Here is a 663-nt window from a genome sequence, read left to right on the forward strand (position 1 = left end):
CGGCGGGCGGCGGGCGCGGCGCGGGGCACGCGGCATCCGTCGCCTCAGGCGGCCGAGTAGTCGGGCAGCTGCTGGAGCGTCCAGCGGTTGCCGTCGGGGTCGGCCAGCGTGATGAAGCGGCCCCACGCCTGCTCGTCGACGCCCTCGGCTTCGACGCCCTTGGCGCGCAGGTCGGCGAGGACGGCGTCGGCGTCGGGGATGACGACCTGGATCGTGTCCTGCCGCCCGGGTTCGAGCGTCAGGCCGAGCCCCTCGCCGATCGCGATCGAGCAGGCCGAACCGGGCGGGGTGAGCTGCACGAAGCGGAGTTCGTCGCTCACGCGCTGGTCGTGGTCGGCGGTGAAGCCGAGCTTGTCGACGTAGAACGCCTTGGCGCGGTCGACGTCGGTGACGGGCACGAAGATCAGCTCGATCTTCCAGTCCATGGCAGTCCTCCTCTTCAGGCCGGGAAGCGGATGCCCGGCTGGCTCCGCCAGTGTCCCGCGCCTTCCGGTCAGATTCCGTCCGGAATGGGGACGCATCAGACCTCGAAGCGTTCGAATCGTCGGAGATTCCGCGCGGCGCGCCGCGCGCACCCGGCGTGTCGCCGGAATCTCCGACGACGTGATCGCATCCAAGCGCGGGCGGGCGCGCGGGCGGGCCGTGCCGGGCCGGGTCGGCCGC

The 663-nt window shown here is 72.7% G+C and carries 1 protein-coding gene; it reads right to left on the reverse strand.

Translation table 11 applies throughout. From position 1 onward, the window contains the following. Positions 1 to 44: 44 nt before the first annotated feature. Positions 45 to 425, reverse strand: a complete 381-nt coding sequence (locus ESO86_RS18170) for a glyoxalase superfamily protein (protein WP_129236067.1) — start codon at positions 423 to 425, stop codon at positions 45 to 47. Positions 426 to 663 lie beyond the last annotated feature (238 nt).

The organism is Agromyces binzhouensis (assembly GCF_004135055.1).
GTDB classification, from domain to species: Bacteria; Actinomycetota; Actinomycetes; order Actinomycetales; family Microbacteriaceae; genus Agromyces; species Agromyces binzhouensis.

What these genes read in the sequence shown, in the direction of transcription:
- ESO86_RS18170 (WP_129236067.1), bottom strand. Translation starts at nt 425, where the DNA reads ATGGACTGGAAGATCGAGCTGATCTTCGTGCCCGTCACCGACGTCGAC.